Source organism: Actinomadura gamaensis, assembly GCF_042652125.1.
Lineage (GTDB): Bacteria > Actinomycetota > Actinomycetes > Streptosporangiales > Streptosporangiaceae > Spirillospora > Spirillospora gamaensis.
The window spans coordinates 975,324-996,616 of the sequence record NZ_JBHSIT010000002.1; the positions used below are offsets into that span (position 1 = coordinate 975,324).

A 21,293-nucleotide genomic window follows, 5' to 3' on the forward strand; every position below is an offset into this window, starting at 1 on the left:
GCGGGGATCAGGAGATCCCGAGTTCCTTGTCCAGGGCGTCGAACAGCTCGCTGTCGGACGCGGCCGTGAAGTCGGTGGCGGCCTCGGCGCCCGGTGTCGCGGCGTCGCGGGTCCGGCGCAGCACCGCCTCGAGCCGCGCGGTCACCCGGACGCGCGCGTCGTCGCCGGCGTCGAGACCGGTCAGGACGGCCTCCAGGCGGTCCAGCTCGGCCAGCAGCGGCGCGGCCGGGTCGGTCTCGGCGGGCCGCAGCTCGGCGTTCAGGTGGACGGCGACGGCCCGCGCGGACGGATGGTCGAACACCAGCGTCGCGGGCAGCTTCAGGCCGGTCTCGGCGTTCAGCGCGTTCCGCAGTTCGACGGCGGCGAGCGAGGTGAAGCCCATCTCGTTGAACGCGCGGTCGGGCTCCACGGCGGCGAGGCCGTCGTGTCCGAGGATCCGCGCGACCCGGTCGCGGACGGTCTCCAGCAGCAGCCGTTCCCGTTCCGGCTCGGTCAGGCCGTCCAGGCGGCGCGTCCAGGACGCCGCGCCGGACGGTCCGCCGTCCGCGCGGACCCGCACGAGCCCGCCGAGCATCGCCGGCAGCATCCCGAGTTCGGCCTGGTCACGCAGGGCGGCCGGGTCGAATCGGGCGGGGACGGTCGCGGCCGGGCGGCCTCGCTGCGCCGCCGCGTCCAGGAGGGCCAGGCCGTCCTCGGGGGTCAGCGGGGGCATGCCGGAGCGGGCGAGCCGCCGGACCTCCGCGTCGTCCATGCGGTCGGCCATGCCGCCGACCCGCGTCCACGGGCCCCAGCCGAGGGACAGCGCGGGCAGGCCGCGCGCCGCGCGGTCGCGGGCGAGGGCGTCCAGGTAGGCGTTCGCGGCGGCGTAGTTGCCTTGCCCCGCGCCGCCGAGCGTCCCGGCGATGGACGAGAACAGCACGAACGCGGACAGGTTCTGGTCGCGGGTCAGGTCGTCCAGGTGTCGCGCGGCGTCCAGCTTGGGGCGAAGGACGTCGTCGAGCCGCTGCGGAGTGAGCGCGCCGATGAGCGCGTCGTCCAGGACGCCTGCCGAGTGGACGACCCCGGTGAGCGTCCGGTTCTCAAGGAGGGCGGCGAGCGCGGCGCGGTCGGCGACGTCGCAGGCGACGATCTCCACCGACGCGCCGAGGCCGGTGAGTTCGGCGGCGAGTTCGCGCGCGCCGGGCGCGTCCGGGCCGCGACGGCTCGTCAGCAGGAGGCTTCTGACTCCCTGGGCGGTGACGAGGTGCCGGGCGACGAGCGCGCCGAGGCCGCTCGTCCCGCCGGTGACGAGAACCGTGCCGTCGGTGCTCCAGATCGAGGACGCCGCCTCCGTGGCGGGGACGCGGGCCAGGCGCGGCACGCGGATCTCGCCGTCGCGGACGGCCATCTCGGGATCGTCCCGTCGCGTCGCCTCGTCGGGCAGCGGCGCGTCGGCGTCCAGGTCGAGGAGGGTGAACCGGCCCGGGTGCTCCGCCTCGGCGGCGCGGACCAGTCCCCAGACGGCCGCGTGCCCGAGCCCCGAACCATCGGTCGCGCCGCGCGTGACGACGACGAGCCTGGCGTTTCCGGGCTGGTCGTTACTCAGCCACGCCTGGATCGTAGCGAGGACGTCTCGGACGATCGCGCGCGCCGCTTCCGGCGAGTCATCGCTCGGTTCCGGGCACTCGTAGATCTCGCGTGGTCCGGGATTCCCGCTGGTCGGCGGGGCCGTGATCCACTCCACGTGGAAGAGGGACTCGCGTCCGCCGGTCGCGGCGCGCAGCTCGTCAGGCGTGATCGGACGGGTCTCGGCCGACTCGATGGACAGCGCCGGACGGCCGTCCGCGTCGGCGCGCAGTCCGACGCCCTGCCAGGCATGCGCGAGGGTCTGCGTGTCGTGCGAGCCGAGGCCGGCGGCCTGGAGCAGCGCGGCGTAGGTTTCGTCGTCGCGGCTGAACGCGGTCGTGATGGCTTCGCCGGTCAGGACGGCTTCGGCGTGCCTGTTCCACGGCGCGTCCTCGTTCCGGCGGGAGTGGACGCTGAGCGCGCCGTCCACGCCGACCACGGCCCGAAGGACCGGCGTCTCGTCGTCCGCGATCACGAGCGGCGCGCTGACCTGGAGCTTCTCGACGCGGCTGCGTCCGGTGCGCTCGGCGGCGAACAGGGCGAGTTCGAGGAACGCTTCGCCCGGCACGACGACCGCGCCGAACGCGTCGTGCGCGGCGAGCCAGGGTTGGGTGTCGAGCGAGACGCGTCCGGTGAGGACCGCTCCCCCGTCGTCGGGGAGGTCCACGAGCGCGCTGAGCAGCGGATGTTCGACCGAGTCGGCACCGGCGGCGGCCTTCGGCTGTTCGAGCAGCCAGTACCGCTTGCGCTGGAACGGGTACGTCGGCAGCTGGACGCGGCGTGCGCCGCGGCCGTCGAAAACCGCGTTCCAGTCGACCGGAACGCCCGCGGCCCAGAGCCGTCCGACGCCGACGAAAAGGCTCGCCGTTTCAGGCTTATCGCGCCGAAGGGACGCGGCCATCGTGCCGTCGGCCGTCTGCTGCGCCATCGCGGCGAGCACCCCGTCAGGCCCGATCTCCAGGAACCGCGTGACGCCCTCATCGGCGAGTTTCCGCACGTCGTCGGCGAACCGCACGGCCTCCCGGACGTGCCGCACCCAGTAGTCGGCGGACGTCACATCCTTGACCAGGCGGATCTTCGGCTCGTGATACGTGACCGACTCGGCGACGGCCCGGAATTCCTCCAGCATCGGATCCATCAGCGGCGAATGGAACGCGTGCGAAACGATCAGCCGCGTCTGCTTCCGGTCGCCGAACTGCTCAGCGATCTTGCTGACGGCAGCGTCCTCGCCACTGATGACCAGCGAGGAAGGGCTGTTGACGGCCGCGATGCTCACGTCGCCGCCGAGCAGCGGGACGACCTCGTCCTCGGTCGCCTGGATCGCGACCATCGCTCCGCCGGGCGGAAGGGACTGCATCAGGCTTCCGCGCGCGGTGACGAGCCGCGCCGCGTCGTCCAGGCCGAAGACTCCCGCGACGTGCGCGGCGGCGATCTCGCCGATCGAGTGGCCGACCAGGAAGTCCGGCCGGATCCCCCACGACTCGACCAGCCGGAACAGCGCGACTTCCAGGGCGAAGATCGCGGGCTGAGTGAACCGTGTCTGGCTCAGCCGCTTCTCGTCGTCCCAGGCGATGTCCTTCAGGGGCAGGTCGAGCGCAGCGCAGATCTCGTCGAAAGCAGCGGCGAACGCAGGGAACGTCTCATACAGCTCGCGCCCCATCCCGACACGCTGGCTGCCCTGGCCCGTGAACAGGAAGGCGAGCTTGCCCTCGGCCGCGACGCCCGTGGCGGTCTCGTCGCCGACGATGACGGCCCGGTGCTCCAGCGCGGCGCGTCCGGTCGCGGCGGAGAACGCGATGTCCAGCGCGTCTCCCTCGACGGCGGTCAGCCGATCGATCTGATCGCGGACAGCCTCGGGCGAATGAGCGGACGCGACGAGCGGCACGATCGGCAGCTCCCGCCGTTCAACCTCGTCCGCCTCGGTCTCGGGCGCCTCCTCAATGATCACGTGCGCGTTGGTGCCGCTGATCCCGAAGGACGAGACGCCCGCCCGCCGCGGACGCTCCGCACGCGGCCACTCACGCGCTTCCGTCAGCAGCTCGACCTGACCAGCGTCCCAATCGACCTGCGGGGACGGCTCGTCCGCGTACAACGACTTGGGCAGGACGCCATGCCGCAGCGACTCGACGACCTTGATGATCCCCGCGACACCGGCCGCCGCCTGCGTGTGCCCCATGTTCGACTTGATCGACCCGAGCCACAGCGGCCTGTCTCGTTCTTTGCCGTACGTCGCCAGCAACGCCTGCGCCTCGATCGGATCGCCCAGCGTCGTGCCCGTCCCGTGCGCCTCGACGGCGTCCACGTCCGCAGTGGTCAGCCCGGCATTCGCCAGCGCTTGCCGAATCACGCGCCGCTGCGCGGGACCGTTCGGCGCGGTCAGCCCGTTCGACGCGCCGTCCTGATTCAACGCCGAACCGCGAATGACGGCGAGCACCGGATGGCCATTCCGCTGCGCATCCGAAAGACGCTCAAGCAACAGCACGCCCGCACCTTCCGAGCAGCCCACGCCATCCGCCGAAGCAGAGAAAGATTTGCAGCGGCCGTCCGCCGCGAGCCCACGCTGTTCGCTGAAATACACGAACATGTCAGGCGTCGTCATCACCGTGACACCGCCCGCCAATGCGAGCGTGCACTCGCCGTTCCGAAGCGCGTTCATGGCCATGTGCACGGCGACGAGCGAGGACGAACACGCGGTGTCCACCGACACCGCCGGGCCCTCCAGTCCGAGCGTGTAAGCCACGCGCCCGGAAACGATACTGCCCGCATTGCTGCCGTTGGCGTAGTCGTGGTACATCACGCCGGCGAAAACACCGGTCGGCGTTCCCTTCAGCGACAGCGGGTCGATCCCGGCACGCTCGGCGGCCTCCCAGGACGTCTCCAGCAGAAGCCGCTGCTGGGGGTCGGTCTCGACCGCCTCTCGCGGGCTGATCCCGAAGAACCCCGTATCGAAGTCGGCAGCGTCGTACAGGAAGCCGCCTTCCCGTGCCGCGCTCTTGCCGGGCTTACCGGGCTCCGGGTCATAAACGCCGTCCACCTCCCAGCCCCGATCGGCCGGGAACTCGGAAACGGCGTCCACCCCGTCGGCGACCAGCCGCCACAGATCCTCCGGCGAGGCGACGCCACCCGGGTAGCGGCACGCCATCGAGACGATCGCGATGGGCTCGCGTTCGCGCTCCTCCATTTCGGCGATGCGCTTGCGGGCGGCGCGCAGATCCATGGTCGCGCGCTTGAGGTAATCGAGAAGCTTTTCCTCGTTGCGGTCCTCGTTGCCCACCAAAGCCACCCTGGTCTGAAGAAATCGCCGATCGCGACACGGCGCCGTGTCCGGGGTTCACGCTACGAAGACCGACAAAGCCCCCCAAGCCCCTAGCCGCCCCTAACGTCCCCCACCCGCCCGGAGCTGCAGACCTTGACGGCGCGGCTCGGGACGGCGCTCGGCGAAGCGTCGGCCGGAGGCGCTCCCACTGACGAGGTGGACGCTGTCCGGCAGGTGGCGGATGGGTGCAGCGCCGCCTCGGCAGCAGAGAGCAACCGGTCGTGGCGCGAACCCGCGGTCGACCCTCGCCGCACCCGAACGTGAATCCGGCTCAGTGATGACCAAAGCCGGTCGTGCGCAACTCCCGATGCCGTGCATCGCTGCGATGCACACGAGGACACCGGCGTGATAGCCGACCACTCGAATCCGCTACACCCCGTGATCACTTTCGATCTTTGGAACGCGCGAAGCCACCGAACGTAGTCCGGCCGCCCAAAAACAACGACAAATGTCGCTCATTTAATCATCAACTCATGATTGCCGCGCAGTGCCCCGGCATTTAGGTTGTGATCGTCCGCGCCCCGCTATCACTCCCCGCCTTCTCAAGGAGTCGACATGCGTCTTGCCCTCCGGCACCGGGCGGCGTTCGCCGGCGTCGCCATCGGTCTTACCGTTGGCGCGCTATCACCGGCAGCCAGTGCGTCTCCCTCTCCGGCGCCAGTGCCGGGCCTTCCGGGCGTGGTCCGCCTTCCGGTAAGTGACGCGGAAAGCGATGCCGCCCTGAAGTACTGGACTCAGGCCCGCATGGATTCGGCCGTCCCGGCCGACCTTCCCGAGCAGACCTCCACGCCCGCGACCGGGCGGATGAAGCAAGGCGGAGGGCCGTCGACGCGCACGAACGTGAGGACGTCCGCCCCGCCCGCGGCCCCGACGGCGATCACGGCGAAGGAACGCTCCTGGCCGACCAACGGGATACCCACGGTGGGCGCGCTGTTCTTCAACGTCGGGCCGATCCACCAGCGCTGCACCGGGACGGTCGTCAACACGCCGAAGGGGAACATCATCGCCACGGCCGCGCACTGCATCTGGCGCAAGGACGTGGGAATCCCGCATCCGAACCCGAATCCGGTGTTCGTACCCGGCTACTATTCCGGCCACAGCCCTTACGGCAAGTGGGCCGTGAAATCCCGGTACATCACCACCGAGTGGCACAATCATTTCAACCCCGACCACGACTTCGGCTTCATGGTCATGAAGCCGAACCACGGCAAGAATCTGCAGCCACTCCTGGGCGCCAATGGCTGGAAGACCAGCGACCAGTACTACCAGAACTATGTCGAGATCACCGGCTACCCCGGCAACCGGAACCGGCCTTACCAGTGCTACACCCACACCCGTCAGGCCAAGAACTACATCTGGCAGCTGGTGTTCGGCTGCGACAACTACCACGAGGGTGTGAGTGGCAGCCTGCTCATGCTCGACTTCCACACCACCGGACCGCTGCGGAACCTCGGCACGGCCATGGCGTCGCTGGGGGGCTACAAGGAAGGCGGAACCAGCGACAACACGTCCTACGCCGTCATCTGGAACCACGCCACGGCGGTTCTCCTCGACGCCGCCGTTCGTAAGCAGTAGTTCCGCACGCTTGTTACCGTCGAGGACGAGTGGTCGACCGTGATCGCCGCCGTCCGGCCGACCCGGACGGCGGCGCTCTCACCAGCCCCCTGCGGCATCGACGAGCAGTCGCTTCTCCTACCTCCCGGTGGATCGCAAGGACACGTCATGAGCACACGGCAGACGACAGACTCTCCCCGAACCGCCGGGCGTTGGTGGGTGTGGCCGCTCGGGACGACCGTGACCTATCTCGCCGCTGCGGTCGCCACGGTGGTCACGCTGCTCGTGCGGTCCACCTCGGGTCACGACCCCTGGGGCAAGGGCCTGGGCGAGATGTTCGCCATCCTCGGAATCAGCGCGCTCCTCGGAATCGGGCTGTTCCCCTTGCTCCTCGGATGGGCTCTTTTCCGGAGCCGGACCAAGCCGAAGTCAGGCATCATCGCCCTGGCCGCGAGCATCTTCCTCGCCTTGCTCGCCCTGCTCACGGCCCTGACCAGCGGAGTCTCGACCCCGACCCCAGAAACCGCCCCGCCGCCCATGGGCACCGTCCGTTAGAAGGGCACTGGCGCAGCGCACCTGGCCCTTTCCCCAACGGACGGATCATCTCGACTCGGTGCCGTCACGCAGAAGAGCCAGGACGGCGGTTTCCCGGGCCGGGTCCCGCAGAAGGGGCGGCCCCTGCGTGAGGGGATAAAGAACGGCGCGGGCGGCGGCGCGCGGGTCGGGCCAAAGCGCAGCGTGCAGCGCGTCCGTGAACCAGCCCAGCATGTAGCCGAGGTTCCGCTCGTCGTCGCTCATCCTGCTGGGTGCCTCGTTCAGCGACCGCGACGCCTGGCGGGCCCGCCGGTTCCAGGACCGGACGTGGCGGCCGAGTTCGGAGTCGGGCACGACGTCGGCCGGCTCGCCGCGCTCGGCTGCGGCGACGGCTTCGGCCAGGCCCGGCGTGCCTTCCAGCCCCAGGACGGACGCCAGGCGCATCGCCTCGCCGGCGGCGACGGCGCGCAGCAGGTGCGGCGGGGCGCTCTCGATGGCCGCGATCATGGCGGGGTCGGTGGGCCCGTGCCCGAGTGAGGGCGGAGCAGCGCTGAACCAGGAGTCGATCTCGGCGGACAGCAGCTCTCCGGTCAGAGCCTCCGGCGTCGGGACGGTCCCGGTGATCAGCCCCGCCAGCAGCAGTGCCGGAACGTAGGCTTCCGACAGGTAGTCGTCCTCATCCGGCACCAGACCTGCCACGCGCATCTGCTCCAGCAGCCGGTCGGGGTCGCTTCCCCAGCGCTGATCAGGCCAGGTGGGCTCGAATCCGGTGACGAGGATGCCGTCGACCGCGTATCGGAAGGCGTGGTCGGCGTAGTCGTGCCGCTGCACCACGACCGCCTCGGTGCCCCGGGAGAGGGCCGTCAGCGGTTCGGTGAGGGAGCCCTGAAAGCCGTCGGGTTCGATCAGGACCGTCCAGGCGCCCAGCCTCAGCGCGAACGCGAACTCCGGGTAACCCGCGTCGTAGGAGAGGTACGCCTCGCTCGCCTCCTCCAAGGTGCGCGGACGCAGCGTGTCGGGAAGACCGCCCAGGCGCGACAGCGCCTCAGTCTCGTCGACGTCCTTGATGAAGGTGAGGCAGAAGATCTCGCCGAGCGGCTCACCATCGTCGATCCACAGGACATCGTCGAGCGTCACCTCGGGCACGGCTTCTCCAGGAGAATCGGGGGCGTGTCCGAGGATCATGGCAGCGCCCACCGACACTCTTCAGGGACGTGCCCCAGGGCATGGACGGTGACGGCACTGTGACGGCCGGGCGCGTCGGTTACGCCATGAACCGCACGGGCTCTCCAAAGTGGTGCGCGCGCCCTCGGAATCGGGCGGTCGTCAGTACCACCAGGTGGCCCGGCCAGTCCTCTTCGAGGTGCCGGGTCACCTGGTCCGAAGCGTCCAGTGGCGAGACGAGGAGAAGGAGCTCGGCGGTGGAATGCTCGGTCACGTCATCCGGCAGCTGATCTCCGCTGTCGAGCGGTGCCTGTTGATCGAGGAGGGCTTCGGCGCGCAGAGCCGCGACCCGCCCCCGCGCGGGTCCCCGAGGAGACCCGCAGGGTCACGGACTTCGGGCTCTCTGCCAAGTCATCACTCGCGTGACCTGATTCTTGCTTCCGTGCGGTCGAGCTGGACCGGACTCACCTGGTAGGCGGCGAGCGCCTCGCCCACGGCGCGGACGGTCCGGCAGTCCGGGATGCCGCAGCCGAGGCAGAGGTCATCACCGTACGGGCCTCGGCCGCGCAGGACGGTGGTCAGCGCGGCTGCGAGCGCCAGGACGAGCACCCTCGCCTCGCGGACGAAGTCGGTTTCGGGTCGGTCGAGGCCGCCGCAGCTCAGCAGCCCGGCGTTGAGCCGGTCGGGGTCGGCGCGCATCGCGGCGACCATCGCTGAACGGACGCGTTCGGCCGTCTGGCGATGGACGGCACCCGGGGTCACGCCGCCTCCGGCCAGTGGGCCGTCGCCTCGTCGAAGAACGCGGCCACGGTGCGGGACCGGTCGTTGCCGAACCAGCCCCAGCGGGCGGCGAGAGCGGAGACCGTGCGCAGGCCGCGTCCGGACTCGGCGAACTCGTCGGCCTCGGTGGCGGCCGGTTCGGTCGGGCCGCCCTGGTCGCGGACGGCCACGGCGACGGTTCCGGCCTCGCGGCGCAACTCGACGGTGAACGTGCCGCCGAGACGGCCGGACTTGGTGTGCCGGAGCGCGTTGACGACCAGTTCGTCCACCGAGAGCAGCACGTCATCGAGGACGGCACAGCCGTCCAGGAGCATGGCGACGAAGCGGCGGACGGCCGCCGCCTGCGCGGCCTCCCCGGGGAACGCGCGGCACCAGCGCAGCGCCTCTGACGGTTCGGCGGACGGGAACAGCTCCAGGGACATCGAACACCTCGCGAAAGCCTGCGGAAGCGGATGACGTGCGGCTTTACCGCTCGTCCGCCGCCCATCGTCACGTGCTGTCGCCACCCGCGCACGCTTTTCGTCTCCCGGGCCGGAGATTGGCACGTTCACTTCCGCACGTGCGGCTTCCGCACGTGCGGAAGTGAACGTGCGGCAACCGCACGTGCGAATTCGCCTTCGTGATCATGGCCTCTACCTGCAATTTCCTCGGGACGGCGACGTGAAGTCGTTTTGAGCACCGAACGCGGACGATCGCAGAGCGTTAATGTTCTGCACGTTGCGTAGCATCGGCCCGTCCAAGGGAGAACCGGCCATGCCGAGCCCGTACATCCGCCGCCGAAGGCTGGCCGCGGAGCTCCGCAAGATCCGCGAGGAACGCGACCTGACCGCCGACGAGGTCGGCCGTCTCGTCTACGCCTCCCGAACGAAGATCACCCGTCTCGAGAACGGCCAGGTCCGTCCGGACCTCGGCGAAGTCATGAACATTCTCGACTTGCTGCATGTCGAGGGCGCCAGGTACGACCGGCTCGTCAAGCTCGCCCGCGAGGCCGGAGAGCGCGGCTGGTGGGACCGCTATGGCGACGCCATGGGTCCCCGGCAGAAAATCTACGCGGACCTGGAGGACTCAGCCGGCAGCATCCGCTCGTACAACCAGACCGGCATGCCCGCTGCCCTGCAGACTCCAGAGTTCATCCAGGCGATGGTCGAGCTGGACGCGATGCAGGGGCCGCTCAAGTACAAGCCAGAGCGGATGACCGAGGCTCGCACCCGGCGCCAGGAGCATCTCCTCAGCTCCTCAGGCCCTACCTACGACGGCGTCCTCGACGAGATCATGATCCGGCGCCTGGGCATTCCGCTGGACGTGATGGCCGCCCAGCTCCGCCACCTCGTGGCCGTCGTCTCGGCCACGGACCGCATCACCATCCGGGTTCTGCGGTGGAATGCCCGCCTACCCGGCGGATTCCTGCCGAAGGCGACCTACTCGCTCTACACGTTCGCCGAACCCGGCGACCCACCGCTCGTCGTCGTGGACACCGTCACCACCGACCTCGTCCACAGCAAGCGGGGAGAGGTCGCCCGGTATACCGGGATATACGACCGCCTATGCGAGGTGGCGCTGCCTCCCGACGACAGCCTCACCTTCCTCAACGAGGTGGCCGATCAGCTGTCCGAGCAGACAGGATCGGAACCATGACCGAGTACTACACCGGCTGGCGCAAGTCGAGCCACAGCGAACCCAACGGCAACTGCGTCGAGGCCGGTCGTGCTTCGGACGGCACGATCGGCGTCCGCGACACCAGAGCCCGACTCACCGCACCCCCGCTGGCGTTCACCCCAGCAGAATGGCGAACCATCCTCACCGAACTTCGCGCAAGGTAGCAACGCACGGCGTTTCGGCTCCACGTCCGAGGAGTGGCACGTTCACTCCGCAGCGGAACCGGGCGACCCGCCACTCGTTGCCGTCGAAACCGGCACCACCGACCTCGTCCACAGCAAGCGGAGGGAGGCCGTCGTGTATGCCGCGATATACGACTGCCCGTGCGAGGTGGCGCTGCCTCCCGACGACAACCTCACCTTCCTCGACGAGGTGGCCGATCAGCTGTCCGAGCAGACAGGATCGGAGGCATGACCGAGAACTACACGGGCTGGCGCAAGTCGAGTCACAGCGAACCCAACGGCGACTGCGTGGAAGCAGGCCGGACGTCGGACGGCACGATCGGCGTCCGCGACACCATGGCTTCATCTGTCGCTCCGCCGCTGGAGTTCACTCCAAGCGGCTGGCGAATCGTTCTCGCGGAACTTCGCTCGCGGTAGCGACGAACGGCGTCCGGTCTTCACTGGTGAGGCCGGACGCCGCACCTCCGGGACAAGCGGGGCGGCGGGCATGGCGAAGCCCCTGGCCCGGCGGAGTGGGCGGGCAGGGGCTCGGCGGGGCTGGGCCGAGATCGGGTCAGACGGCTTCGACGCCGTCCATGCGGAGGACGGTCGGGAGTTCTTCGCGGTTGCGGACGTTCATCTTGCGGTAGACGCGGGTGAGGTGCTGCTCGACGGTGCTGACCGTGATGAACAGCTTCCCGGCGATCTCGCGGTTGGTGAGGCCCTGGACGGCCAGCAGGGCGACGCGGCGTTCGGAGTCGCTCAGGTTGCCGTAGGCGTCGCTGTACTGCATCGGGATCACGCTGCCGGCCGGTGGACGCGTCGCGGGGCTGTACAGGGCGGGCGACTCCTCGTAGAGGTCGTGGGCGTTGCAGTTCTTCGCCAGGCGGCGGGCGCGGCGGGTCGCGGTCTGCGCCCGGTTGCGGTCGCCGAGCCGGTGGTGGGCCTCGCCGAGGTCGGTGAGGACGCGGGCCAGCTCGTAGCGGGCGCCGCTGCGTTCCAGGAGTTTCTGCGAGCGGGCGAGGATCGGCGGACGCTTCTCGGGCGCGCTGACGGCGGCGAGGACGCGGAGCGTCATGCCGAACGAGCGCGGCAGGTCGGTGCGGAACTGGCCGAGCTGCTCGGTGACCAGGTCGGCGGCGCGGTCCCGGTCGCCGATGCGCAGCCACGCCTCGGCGGCGGCGACGCGCCAGGGCGCGAGCGCGGGGGTGTCGATGTTCCAGTGCAGCATGTGCTCGCCGCAGGCCATGAAGTCGGCGAGCGCCGCGTGCTCGCGTTCGGTGGCGAGGTGGTGGCGTCCGCGCGCGTACAGGTAGTGCAGGCCGACGCTGGTCTTGAACACCTCGGCCGGGACCGGGTCGGCGAACAGCTCGGCCGCCGCGGCGTGGTCGCCGAGGGCCGTGAGCGCCTCGGCGGCGGTCGCGAGCGCGAGGACCGAGGTGGCGTTCCAGCCGTTGCGTCCGATCTGGTCCAGGACGCGCCGGGCGCGTTCCACGGCACTGTCGAGGTGGCCGGTGCGGAGCGCGACGAGGGCGCTGTAGCCGGTGAGGAACGCCCGCCACGCGCCGGTCTTGCCGTCCGAGCCGTCCTCGGCGCCGGTGTCGGCGAGGAACCGGTCGCACCAGGCGGCGGCCGATTCGAGCCGGTCGGTGTAGACGAGGCTGAGCACGGCGGGGCCGATCGCCATCAGCGCGCCGACGCTGGACCGGCTGCCCTGGAGCACCTGCTCGGCCTGCGCGATGGTGTGGTCGTCCGCCGACTGCCGCAGGACGGCCGAGAGGATCTCCAGGGCCCGCAGCTCGGGGACGACCATCGACGGCGGACGGTCCGGTGAGGGGCGGCCGGTGCGCAGCCTCGGCAGGACGCCGGGGAACATCGTGTCGAGGCTGAGGCGCGTGACCTGGTACGCCTCCGCCGCCGCGCCGAGTCCCCCGGAATCGCCGTCGGCGTCGGCGGCGACGCGCTCGATCGCCTCGGCCGCCTCGTTGAACCGCAGGAACCAGAGCATCGCCTGCGCGACGTCCAGAGCGCACTCGGGACGGACCTTCCCCGCCGCGATCGGCACCCGCAGCGCCGCGAAGGACGAGGCGGACGCGGCCGGGCGCACCAGCCACCGGATCGTGGCGAGCCGCGCCTTGGTCGAGTACCGCTCGGTCTCCGAGGTGCAGGACTCGCTGGCGATCTGCAGGCAGCGGATCGCGCGCGCGACGTCGTTCCCGGCGAGCGCCGTCCCCGCGGCCTCGGTCAGGACGGGCGGCACCCAGTCCTCCCGGACCGGCCCGGCGACCAGCAGGTGCCGCGCGATCAGCGGCGCGGGCGCGCCCTCGTCGTGCAGCAGGCACGCGGCGCGGCGGCGCAGCTCGGCCTCCTGCCCGGCGGGCAGTCCGTCAAGGACGGCCTGCCGTGCCGCCGGATGCCGGAACCGCGTCCCGTCGAGGACGCCGACGTCGGTGAGGTACTGCAGCGCGCGGCGCACCATGCCGCCGCCGACGCCGCTGAGCCGGCCGAGCAGGTGCGGGTCCACCGGGTCGTCCAGCAGCGCCAGGTCGCGCGCGACCCGGGTGACGAGCGGGCCCATCCGGTGCAGGCAGACCAGCAGGGCCTGCGCGTACGCGGGCCCGGCGACCACCGTTCCCTTGAGGTCCCTGCCGTTCTCGAGGTCCGCGGGTTCCGAGGCCGGTGTTCGGTCGGCGGTCGCGGCGAGTCCGGCGGGACGGCCCGTCAAAGGCTCGTCGTCGGCGAGACGGGTCCTCAGAGGCTGGTTGTCGGTGAGCAGGGCCGTGGCGAGCAGCGGGTTGCCGCCGGTCAGGGCGTGGTAGACGGCGGCCTCGGCGTCCGCGCCGGCGCGGCCGTGCAGCTCGGTGACCAGGCGGCGGGTGCCGTCCGGCGACAGCGGACGCAGGTGCAGCCAGCGGACGTTCGGCCGGTAGATCAGCTCCCGCAGGGTCGGCGACTGGTCCTGGCCGAGCTGCTGCTCCCAGGACAGGACGATGGCGACGCGTTCGGCGGCGAGCCGGTGCGTCAGGTAGCGCAGGCAGCGCAGCGACTCCTCGTCGGCGTGCTGGAGGTCGTCGACGATCAGCAGCACCGGGGACCGGGTCGCGAGGTCGGCGACGGCGGCGTGCAGCCGCCGCGCGGGCTCGGCGGCCCCCGCCGCCGCGCCGTCCGGGTCGAGCAGCTGGCCGGCCGTGCTCAGCGGGCGCAGGCGCTCGCCGCCCGCCGCGGTGGCCTTCAGCACCGCCGCGCCCGCCCCGGCCGCGCGCTCGGCCAGCTCCCTGAGCAGCGCGGTCTTCCCCGTGGCCGTCGGCCCGCCGAGCACGGCGACGACGGCCTCCCCACGAGCGGCCTCGGCTAGCAGGCCGTCCAGGCGATCCTGCACGCTCTCGCGCTCGATCAATGACACCGTGACTTCCCCCGTTCGCATGTGGGGTTCCGGTCGGCCAATGCCGGGCAGCGTCCCACCGCGCCCACTGGTGGCCGGATTCGGCCATTCCCGTACCCCATAGGGAGATGGCCCTTCGCTATGGCCGATCACTTCGCGCGCCCCCGCCGAAGTGCCTCAGCCCCAGAGAAGATATGCACAAACACCACATCACGGTCAAGTCACATCTTCGATCGGCCGCCGGGACGCCTCGCCGCCCGCCGCGGCGCCGTCCCGGCTGACCTGCGCGGACGGAGGCCTCGCGGGCCGGAGTGAGAATTTCCCCGAGAAACCGCGATCACGGAGAGTTTCCGTTAACACGGCCGCCACGCGGTCGGCATCGCGCGCGTGGAGAAACTCCCTCAGTCGGGAGAAGCGCGAATCCGAGCGCGAGCGGACCGGACGAACGGGCCGCGAAGGTAATTCCGACAACGTCCGGACATTGATCCGTCAGACCGTCGGATTTTCCCCTCCGGTCACCCTGGCATTCACCTGTCCGCAGGGAAATTACAGTCCGCGCCGCATCGAACACATCACCGGCCGTCGCCTCGCCTCCCACGGCCCGTCATCAGCGTCGTGTGAGCGCCACCACACCCGTACCTAGGGGCGTTTAGGGGTTGGGAACGCACGGGCACCGTCAGCAGGATGGCCGGGAACACGGCTGGGCCACGACGCGGAAGGGGCCGACCGCCATGACGGAGACGATCGCGACCGGTCGGGATCCCGAGAACGACACCTGGATCCGCCGCTTCCACCGGGTCCCGGAGGCCGGGCTGCGGCTGGTCTGCTTCCCGCACGCCGGCGGCTCGGCCAGCTTCTACTTCCCCGTGTCGAACGCGCTGCGCCGCTCGGCCTCGCTCGCCGGACGCGTCGAGGTGCTGGCCGTCCAGTACCCGGGACGGCAGGACCGGCGCAACGACCCGCCCATCACCGACCTGGGCGAGCTGGCCGACCGGGTCACCGAGGCGCTCGGCCCGTACGCCGACCGCCCGCTGGCGTTCTTCGGGCACAGCATGGGCGCGACGATCGCGTTCGAGACGGCGCGGCGGCTGGAGGCGAAGGGCTCCGGGCCGGTCGCGGTCGTCGCGTCCGGACGGCGCGCCCCGTCCCGCCACCGCGCCGAGTCGGTGCACCGGCGCGACGACGCGGGCGTGATCGCCGAGCTGCGCGCGCTCAGCGGCACCGACGCGAGCCTCCTGGAGGACGAGGAACTCCTGCGCATGTTCCTGCCGGCCGTCCGCGCCGACTACACCGCGATCGAGACCTACCGGGGCGAGCCCGGCGCGACGCTCGCCTGCCCGATCACGGTGTTCACCGGCGACGCCGACCCGCACGTCACGCTGGACGAGGCGGAGGCCTGGCGCGCGCACACCACCGGCGCGTTCGAGCTGCGCGTGTTCGAGGGCGGCCACTTCTACCTCACGTCCTCGCCCGCGCTCACGATCGAACGGCTCGGCGAGGTGCTGGCGCAGCACGCACCCTGACATCGCTGGCGCAGCAAGCGTTTTGATGTCGCTAGCGCAGCACGCCCTGGCGTGCGGCAGCGCGCGCCCTGACGTCCGGCCGCTCGCCCTGACGTCTTGACAGCTTTCGCCCTGACGTCCCGAAAGGGCGCCCGGAACGGAAGCGGACTTCAGCCGGAAAGGGCGCCCTGAGCGGGAGCGGAACCCGTCCGGGAACGGAACCTGAACGGAAGGGAAACGCCCGCCGCGAAGCCCCGGAGAACCGGGGCCGCGGCGGGCGTTCCGCCTTTCCGCGCTATTTCACCGACCCCGCGAGGACGCCCTGCACGAAGTACCGCTGGAAGGCGAAGAACACCGCCAGCGGCACGATCAGCGACAGGAACGCGCCCGGCGCGAGGATGTCGATGTTGCCGGTGAACTGCCGCATCTGCGACTGGAGCCACTTGGTCATCGGCTGGCTCCCGGTGTCGGCGAACACCAGCGCCACCAGCAGGTCGTTCCACACCCACAGGAACTGGAAGATCGCCAGCGACGCGATCGCCGGTCCGCCCAGCGGGAAGATGACCCGCCGGAAGATGGTCCACTCCGAGCCGCCGTCCATCCGCGCCGCCTCCAGCAGGTCCCTCGGGATGCCCGCGAAGAAGTTGCGCAGCAGGAAGATCGCGAACGGCAGGCCGAACGCGACGTGGAACAGCACCACGCCCGCGATCGAGCCGAACAGGTGGAAGCTCCCGATCCGCACCGTCCCGTACAGCTTGGCGACCGGCAGCAGCGCCACCTGGACGGGCACCACGAGCAGCCCCACCACGACCAGGAACAGCCAGTCCCGGCCGGGGAACTCCATCCACGCGAACGCGTACGCGGCCAGCGACGCGATCACCACCACCAGCACCGTCGCCGGGACGGCGATCAGCACCGTGTTCCAGAACGAGTCGACGAAGTCGCCCTTGCCGAGCAGGTCGGAGTAGGCCGAGAACGTCAGCTGGCTCGGCTTGGAGAACACCTTCCACCAGCCGGACGCGCCGTTGTCGGCGGTCGACCGCAGCGACGCGACCAGCAGCCCGAACGTCGGGACGAGCCACACCAGCGCGACCACGATCAGCAGGAACTGCGCGACGCCGCCGCCGATCCGGCCCACGATCCGCGCGGCCACGCTCCGGCGCGGCGCGCCCGCGCCGTTGCCGCCGGACCCGTCGCCGCCGCCCGCACCCTTGCCGCCACCGGTGCCGGTGCCGTTCGCCGCCGCCGTCCCGGTTTCGGTCGTGCTCATGCCCGCTCCTGCCGCAGCCGCCGGATGTTGAACAGCATGGCCGGGACGACCAGCAGGAACAGCAGCACCGCGATCGCGCTGCCCTTCCCCGGATCGTTCCCGCCGCCGAACGACTCGACCCACATCTGCAGCGCGAGCACGCTGGCGTGCGGGTCGCCGCCGCCGATGATGAAGACCAGGTCGAAGACCTTCAGCACGTTGATGACCATCGTGACCAGCACGACCGTGAGGACCGGCGCGAGCAGCGGGATCGTCACCCGCCGGAACACCTGCCACTCGGTCGCGCCGTCCACCCGCGCCGCCTCCAGCGCGTCCCGGGGGATCGCGGCGAGCCCGGCCGCGATGAGCACCATCGCGAAGCCCGACCACACCCACAGGTACGACCCGATGATCGCCGGGGTGATGAGCGTGTTGCCCAGCCACTGCGCGCCGCCGTAGGACGCGGTGAAGTTCGACTTCGGCAGCCGCAGCGTGACCGGCCCGTCGCCCTTCACCTTCTTCATCGTGAAGGTGCCGTCGTCGCGGGTGGTGGCCGAGCCGACCACCTTCCCGCCGCGGACGGCCTCGACCTTCACGCGCGGCAGGCCCGACTCGCCCGCGTTCGGCTGGTTCGGCGTCCCGCCGCCGCCCTTGGTGAAGTCGAACCAGACCGCGCCGGTGAGCTGGCCCGGCTTCGCCGCGGGCGGCTGGACGGCCTGGACGGGCTTGTCCGGCAGGTCCTCCGGCTTGATCCGCAGCAGCGGCACCAGGGCCGTCTGACCCGGCGCGTACTGCCTGGTGCTGACGATCGAACCGTCGCCCTGCTGGGTGCCCAGGGCGTCCTTGCCGGTGCGCGGCCCGGCGCCCGGGTAGCCCGCGCCGGGCTCGAACGTGTCGTGCACCGCGACCATCGCCGCGTTCGCCACACCCATCTTCGGGTCCTGCTCGTACACCAGCCGGAAGATGACGCCGGACGCCAGGAACGACACCGCCATCGGCATGAACACGACCAGCTTGAACGCGGTGGACCAGCGGATCCGCTCGGTGAGCACCGCGAAGATCAGCCCGATCGCGGTGACCAGCGTCGGCGCGACCACCACCCAGATCGCGGTGTTCCGGACGGTCACCAGGTTGTCGTGACCCTTGAAGATGCCGGTGTAGTTGTCCACCCCGGCGAACGAGTGGCCGTCCGCGCCGAAGAAGCTGCGCACGATCGAGAAGACGATCGGGTACACCACGAGGAACCCGAGCAGCAGCAGCGCGGGCAGCAGGAACCCCATCGCCAGCCACGACGGCGGCGCCAGCCCCCGCCCGCCCTTCGCGGGCGCCACCCCCGCCTTAGCGGGCGCCGCCCCTGCCGCGGTCGGGTCCCCCGCTGCGGAGGCGTCCCCCGGCGCGGAGGCGTCCCCGGATGCGAGAGCGTCCTTCGGGGCGGACGCGTCGTTCGGGGCGGAGGCCGCCGTCTCGGCTTCGGCGGGGACGGCGGCCGCGCCGCCCGCGGCCACCGCGATGTCCGCGGCGGCCTCGGGCGACGGCTGCGGCCCGTGCGACGTCCCGTCCCCGGGCGGCGTCCCCTCTCCGGACCGGTTCGCGTCCTCGGGCGGCGTCCCGTTTCCGGGCGGGATCGCCTCCTCGGGCGGCGTCGCGTCCTCGGGCGGGGTCGCGTCTCCGGGCGGCGTCCCCTTTCCCGGCGGCGTCCCGTCGTCGCCGGACGCCGTGTCCTTCGGAGCCGTCATGCGGGAACCGTCCTAGCTCTTGAAGGCCTTCGCGGCCTCGGACTCCAGCTTGTCCTGGGCGCCCTTGACGTCGGACGGCTTCTGCAGGAAGCCGCGCAGCGCCTCCCACTCGCCGGAGCCGGGCGTGCCGCCGAACGCGGCCGGGGCCAGGTCGGACATGTCGTAGCGGGCCGAGTCGCCCGCCTTCTGCATGGCCTCGATCAGCTGCTTGGCGACCGGGTCGGTGTAGGCGTCCGGGCCGACGTTCTTGTTCGGCGACAGGTAGCCGCCGATCTTCGCCCAGGTCTTGCCCGCCTCCGGGGACGCCAGGAACTTCATGAACTCCATCGCGCCCTTGCTGTCCTTCAGCGCGACCGCGACGTCACCGCCGAGGACGGCCGGAGCGGTGTTGCCCGCCTGCGGGAAGGGGAACACCTGCGCGTCGGTGCCGACCTTCGCCTTGGTGGTGGTGATGTTCGCCGCCGCGAAGTCGCCGCCGTAGACCATGGCGGCCTTCTGCTGGCCGAACACCTGCGTCACCGACTCGTCGAACTTGGTCTTGGTCGCGGTGGCCAGGCCGCCCGCCATCCACTCCGGCTTGCCCCAGATCTTGCCGAGGGTCTGCAGCGCCGTCGCGACGGTCGGGTCCGTCCACTTGATCTCGTGCTTGGCGAGCTTGTCGTAGTTGTCCGGGCCGGCCTGCGACAGGTAGACGTTCTCGAACCAGTCGGTCAGTGTCCAGGAGTCGGACGAGGCGCCCGCGATCGTGAACGGGGTCTGGCCCGCGTCCTGGAGCGTCCCGGCGGCCTTGACCAGCTCGTCGAAGGTCTTCGGCGGGTTCACGCCCGCGTCCTGCAGCACCTTCGGCCGGTACCAGATGATCGACTTGTAGGCGGCCTTGGCGAGCACGCCGTAGGTCTGGCCCTTCGCCGAGGCGAGGTTCTTCCAGTACGGCGAGAAGTTCGCGTCGATCTCGCTGACGACGTCCGGCGTCAGCGGCTTGAGCTGGCCCTTGGCCGCGTACTGCTGGAGCAGTCCCGGCTGCGGCAGGATCGCCACGTCCGGCGGGTTCTTGGCCGCGATGCGCGGGCCGAGGTAGGCGTCGGTGTTCTCACCGGTGGACGCGTAGGTCACCGTCGCGCCGGTCTTCTGCTCGAACGCCTTCAGGACCTGCCGGAAGTTCTGCTCCTCCGTGCCCGTCCACTTGGCCGCGACCTCGATCTTCACGCCCTTGAGCGCGGTGCCCTGCGAGGAGCCGCCGTCGTCCTTCTTCTTGTCGCTGCCGCCGCACGCGGCCGCCGAGAGCGCCAGCCCCACGGCGACGGCGGCGCCGATGACGCGCCTGCCAGTCCTCATTCCTCATCCTCCCTGGACGAACCGGCGTCCCCGCCCCAGATCGCGGAGCCGGACTCGATATCGAAGAAGTGCAGGCGTCCGGTGTCGACGTGGACCGTCACCGGGTCGCCGGCCTTGACCGTGGTGCGCGGGCTGAACCGCGCGACGAGGTCGGTGTGCGCCCCCTCCAGCGCGCCGAGCACGTCGGTGCCCGCGTCGCGCGCCAGCTCCCGCGTGTCGTCGGTGACCACCTGGGCCGCCTGGACGTTGAAGTGGACGAGCACGTCGGAGCCCATCGCCTCCACCAGGTCCGCGGTGGAGGTCAGCGTGCCGCCGCCGTCGGCCGCGGCGAGGTCGGCGTCCTCCATGTCCTCGGGACGGATCCCGACCACGAGGTCCTTGCCGAAGTACCCGCGCAGCGCCGGACGGTCGGCCAGCACCGACGCGGGGAGTTCGAGGGTCTGCCCGCCGACCGTCAGCCGCGCGGCGCCCTCGTCGCCCGCCAGCGAACCCTGGAGCAGGTTCATCGCCGGCGAGCCGATGAACCCCGCCACGAACAGGTTCGCGGGCCGGTCGTACAGCTCCTGCGGCGGCGCGACCTGCTGGAGCACGCCCTTCTTCATCACCGCGACCCGGTCGCCGAGCGTCATGGCCTCGGTCTGGTCGTGGGTGACGTAGACGGTCGTGACGCCCAGGTCGCGCTGGATGCGGGCGATCTCCGCGCGCATCTGGACGCGCAGCTTGGCGTCGAGGTTCGACAGCGGCTCGTCCATCAGGAACGCCTGCGGCTGCCGGACGATCGCGCGTCCCATCGCCACCCGCTGCCGCTGCCCGCCGGACAGGTTGCGCGGCTTCTTGTCGAGGTACTCGGTCAGCCCGAGGATCTCCGCGGCGCGGTCCACCTCGCGCCGGATCTCCGCCTTCGGCACCTTGCGCAGCGAGAGCCCGAAACCGATGTTGTCGCGCACCGACAGGTGCGGGTAGAGCGCGTAGCTCTGGAACACCATCGCCACGTCGCGGTCGCGGGCGGGCACCCGGTTGACGACGCGCTCGCCGATCGCGATCTCGCCCTCGGAGATCTCCTCCAGGCCCGCGAGCATCCGCAGCGCGGTCGTCTTGCCGCAGCCGGACGGCCCGACCAGCACCAGGAACTCGCCGTCGGCGATGTCGAGGTTCAGGTCGGTCACCGCACGGGTCCCGTCCGGATAGACCTTCCCGACCCCGCGCAGGGCGACCTCTGCCACGGTCTCTCCTCCCTCTGCGGGCCGGACACGGCCCGGCGTTTCGTGTTACTCCGCTGTAAACCCCGCCGGATGCTCCAGAGAGGTACATGGGGACGC

General features: G+C 71.0%; 15 protein-coding genes. 6 read left to right on the forward strand and 9 right to left on the reverse strand.

Features of this window, described 5'->3' with window-relative positions:
* Window positions 1-7 precede the first annotated feature (7 nt).
* Complete coding sequence (locus ACFPCY_RS09800) at window positions 8-4,879, reverse strand: type I polyketide synthase (protein WP_378253500.1); 4,872 nt, start codon at window positions 4,877-4,879, stop codon at window positions 8-10.
* A gap of 597 nt (window positions 4,880-5,476) precedes the next feature.
* On the opposite strand from ACFPCY_RS09800, the gene ACFPCY_RS09805 reads away from it, so the two are divergent.
* Complete coding sequence (locus ACFPCY_RS09805; RefSeq protein ID WP_378253502.1) at window positions 5,477-6,496, forward strand: trypsin-like serine peptidase; 1,020 nt, start codon at window positions 5,477-5,479, stop codon at window positions 6,494-6,496.
* A gap of 147 nt (window positions 6,497-6,643) precedes the next feature.
* On the forward strand, window positions 6,644-7,030 hold the full coding sequence (locus ACFPCY_RS09810) for a hypothetical protein (RefSeq protein ID WP_378253504.1): 387 nt from the start codon (window positions 6,644-6,646) through the stop codon (window positions 7,028-7,030).
* Window positions 7,031-7,075: 45 nt separating this feature from the next.
* Here the strand turns inward: ACFPCY_RS09810 and ACFPCY_RS09815 are convergent, their stop codons facing one another.
* The 3 genes from ACFPCY_RS09815 to ACFPCY_RS09825 form a co-directional block, all read right to left on the reverse strand.
* Entirely contained in the window at window positions 7,076-8,155 is a 1,080-nt protein-coding gene (locus ACFPCY_RS09815; protein WP_378253506.1) for a DUF6461 domain-containing protein, read from the reverse strand.
* Window positions 8,156-8,587: 432 nt separating this feature from the next.
* Window positions 8,588-8,935, reverse strand: a complete 348-nt coding sequence (locus ACFPCY_RS09820; RefSeq protein WP_378253508.1) for a hypothetical protein — start codon at window positions 8,933-8,935, stop codon at window positions 8,588-8,590.
* Entirely contained in the window at window positions 8,932-9,375 is a 444-nt protein-coding gene (locus ACFPCY_RS09825; protein ID WP_378253510.1) for an ATP-binding protein, read from the reverse strand. Before ACFPCY_RS09825 ends, ACFPCY_RS09820 begins: the two co-directional genes overlap by 4 nt.
* Before the next feature lie 331 nt (window positions 9,376-9,706).
* Here ACFPCY_RS09825 and ACFPCY_RS09830 point away from each other — a divergent pair, with 331 nt between their 5' ends.
* The 3 genes from ACFPCY_RS09830 (at window position 9,707) to ACFPCY_RS09840 (ending at window position 11,208) form a co-directional block, all read left to right on the forward strand.
* Window positions 9,707-10,588, forward strand: coding sequence for a helix-turn-helix domain-containing protein (locus ACFPCY_RS09830; RefSeq protein ID WP_378253512.1), 882 nt, complete (start codon window positions 9,707-9,709; stop codon window positions 10,586-10,588).
* Entirely contained in the window at window positions 10,585-10,773 is a 189-nt protein-coding gene (locus ACFPCY_RS09835) for a DUF397 domain-containing protein (RefSeq protein WP_378253515.1), read from the forward strand. The genes ACFPCY_RS09830 and ACFPCY_RS09835 overlap by 4 nt, the downstream gene beginning before the upstream one ends.
* Window positions 10,774-11,019: 246 nt before the next feature.
* Complete coding sequence (locus tag ACFPCY_RS09840) at window positions 11,020-11,208, forward strand: DUF397 domain-containing protein (RefSeq protein WP_378253517.1); 189 nt, start codon at window positions 11,020-11,022, stop codon at window positions 11,206-11,208.
* Between the two features lie 136 nt (window positions 11,209-11,344).
* On the opposite strand, the gene ACFPCY_RS09845 is transcribed toward ACFPCY_RS09840, so the two are convergent.
* Window positions 11,345-14,173: a helix-turn-helix transcriptional regulator gene (locus tag ACFPCY_RS09845; protein WP_378253518.1), complete on the reverse strand. Its 2,829-nt coding sequence runs from the start codon at window positions 14,171-14,173 to the stop codon at window positions 11,345-11,347.
* A 710-nt stretch (window positions 14,174-14,883) separates the two neighbouring features.
* On the opposite strand from ACFPCY_RS09845, the gene ACFPCY_RS09850 reads away from it, so the two are divergent.
* On the forward strand, window positions 14,884-15,675 hold the full coding sequence (locus tag ACFPCY_RS09850) for a thioesterase II family protein (protein ID WP_378253520.1): 792 nt from the start codon (window positions 14,884-14,886) through the stop codon (window positions 15,673-15,675).
* A gap of 274 nt (window positions 15,676-15,949) precedes the next feature.
* Here ACFPCY_RS09850 and ACFPCY_RS09855 read toward each other — a convergent pair whose 3' ends face one another.
* From ACFPCY_RS09855 to ACFPCY_RS09870, 4 genes are all read right to left on the reverse strand, one after another.
* The gene (locus ACFPCY_RS09855) at window positions 15,950-16,924 is read right to left on the reverse strand and encodes a carbohydrate ABC transporter permease (RefSeq protein WP_378253522.1); all 975 of its coding nucleotides are present in this window, start codon (window positions 16,922-16,924) and stop codon (window positions 15,950-15,952) included.
* Window positions 16,921-18,183 (reverse strand): carbohydrate ABC transporter permease, encoded by a 1,263-nt coding sequence (locus ACFPCY_RS09860; RefSeq protein WP_378253782.1) that lies wholly within the window; start codon window positions 18,181-18,183, stop codon window positions 16,921-16,923. Before ACFPCY_RS09860 ends, ACFPCY_RS09855 begins: the two co-directional genes overlap by 4 nt.
* 468 nt (window positions 18,184-18,651) lie before the next feature.
* Window positions 18,652-19,974, reverse strand: coding sequence for an ABC transporter substrate-binding protein (locus tag ACFPCY_RS09865; protein WP_378253525.1), 1,323 nt, complete (start codon window positions 19,972-19,974; stop codon window positions 18,652-18,654).
* Window positions 19,971-21,197 carry an ABC transporter ATP-binding protein gene (locus ACFPCY_RS09870; protein ID WP_378253527.1) on the reverse strand — a complete coding sequence of 409 codons (1,227 nt, stop codon included), beginning with the start codon at window positions 21,195-21,197 and terminating at the stop codon, window positions 19,971-19,973. Before ACFPCY_RS09870 ends, ACFPCY_RS09865 begins: the two co-directional genes overlap by 4 nt.
* Window positions 21,198-21,293: the final 96 nt, after the last annotated feature.

Coding starts and splice junctions, on each gene's coding strand:
- ACFPCY_RS09805 (WP_378253502.1), top strand. CDS start 5,477: ATGCGTCTTGCCCTCCGGCACCGGGCGGCGTTCGCCGGCGTCGCCATC.
- ACFPCY_RS09810 (WP_378253504.1), top strand. CDS start 6,644: ATGAGCACACGGCAGACGACAGACTCTCCCCGAACCGCCGGGCGTTGG.
- ACFPCY_RS09825 (WP_378253510.1), bottom strand. CDS start 9,375: ATGTCCCTGGAGCTGTTCCCGTCCGCCGAACCGTCAGAGGCGCTGCGC.
- ACFPCY_RS09830 (WP_378253512.1), top strand. CDS start 9,707: ATGCCGAGCCCGTACATCCGCCGCCGAAGGCTGGCCGCGGAGCTCCGC.
- ACFPCY_RS09835 (WP_378253515.1), top strand. CDS start 10,585: ATGACCGAGTACTACACCGGCTGGCGCAAGTCGAGCCACAGCGAACCC.
- ACFPCY_RS09840 (WP_378253517.1), top strand. CDS start 11,020: ATGACCGAGAACTACACGGGCTGGCGCAAGTCGAGTCACAGCGAACCC.
- ACFPCY_RS09850 (WP_378253520.1), top strand. CDS start 14,884: ATGACGGAGACGATCGCGACCGGTCGGGATCCCGAGAACGACACCTGG.
- ACFPCY_RS09855 (WP_378253522.1), bottom strand. CDS start 16,924: ATGAGCACGACCGAAACCGGGACGGCGGCGGCGAACGGCACCGGCACC.
- ACFPCY_RS09860 (WP_378253782.1), bottom strand. CDS start 18,183: ATGGGGTTCCTGCTGCCCGCGCTGCTGCTGCTCGGGTTCCTCGTGGTG.
- ACFPCY_RS09865 (WP_378253525.1), bottom strand. CDS start 19,974: ATGAGGACTGGCAGGCGCGTCATCGGCGCCGCCGTCGCCGTGGGGCTG.